Source organism: Pontibacter rugosus (assembly GCF_042678745.1).
GTDB classification, from domain to species: domain Bacteria; phylum Bacteroidota; class Bacteroidia; order Cytophagales; family Hymenobacteraceae; genus Pontibacter; species Pontibacter rugosus.
In genome coordinates, this window is the sequence record NZ_JBHTLD010000449.1 from 1 (window position 1) to 949 (window position 949).

1 protein-coding gene is annotated in these 949 nt (G+C 41.7%); it reads left to right on the forward strand.

From position 1 onward, the window contains the following. Nucleotides 1–128: 128 nt before the first annotated feature. Entirely contained in the window at nucleotides 129–857 is a 729-nt protein-coding gene (locus ACFQ2O_RS21835) for an N-formylglutamate amidohydrolase (protein WP_377533066.1), read from the forward strand. The last annotated feature ends 92 nt before the right edge of the window (nucleotides 858–949 follow it).

Sequence of the window (949 nt, forward strand, 5' to 3'; positions counted from 1 at the left end):
ATATGGAAATTTATCTAAAAGAATTTTAGTTGCATTAGGAGAAAAACCTTCTAAACATCGTATAAAACAAATATATCACCAATTGGCTATTTGCCTGCAACAAGGTGGTATGTTTATACCTGACTAAAATGTTAAGATTAATTATCACATGTGAGCACGGTGGCAACCATATACCTGCTGCCTACACTGATCTGTTTGATGGTAAAGAGGAGCTGCTTCAGACACACAGAGGCTATGATCCGGGAGCCTCAGAGCTGCTGGACACGCTTTCAACCGTTGCAGATAAGTCTTTCAAAGCCACTACCAGCAGGCTATTGATTGAGCTAAACCGATCTATAAATCATAAGGAGCTTTTTTCAGAAGTAACCAAACCTCTGCCGGATGCAGAAAAAAAGAAGATTATAAATAACATATATAAACCTTATCGGGATCAGGTAGAAGGCATTATCCACGACTTTGTAATGGCAGACAGGAGGGTGCTTCATGTGGCGGTGCATACATTTACACCAGAATTGGATGGCATAGAGCGTGATGCAGACATTGGCCTATTGTATGACCCGAAGCGGAAACCGGAAGCAGAATTTGCCCGCAAGTGGAAAAAGTTGCTTCTGGAGCAGGATGAGTCTTTGTTGGTGCGGTTTAATTACCCATACCTGGGCATTTCAGATGGGTTCCCTACTTATCTTCGCCGCAAATTCAAAGACGAGCAATATATGGGCATCGAAATAGAAGTAAACCAAAAATTTATACTTGATAAACAGCAGGGGTGGGAGCAACTGCAGCAAACTATTAAATCTAGTTTACAGCAGCTTGTGCACCCGCACCGGGGCTATGGTGCAAAAGAAGAAGCAGCCTGAACACATATTGTGAAAACCTAATTAAGAGATTCTGAGTACTAAAGCAACAAAGCAGCCTTTAAGTGAAGAAGCAAGTGGAGTAGAGCAAAGAA

Coding starts and splice junctions, on each gene's coding strand:
- ACFQ2O_RS21835 (WP_377533066.1), top strand. CDS start 129: ATGTTAAGATTAATTATCACATGTGAGCACGGTGGCAACCATATACCT.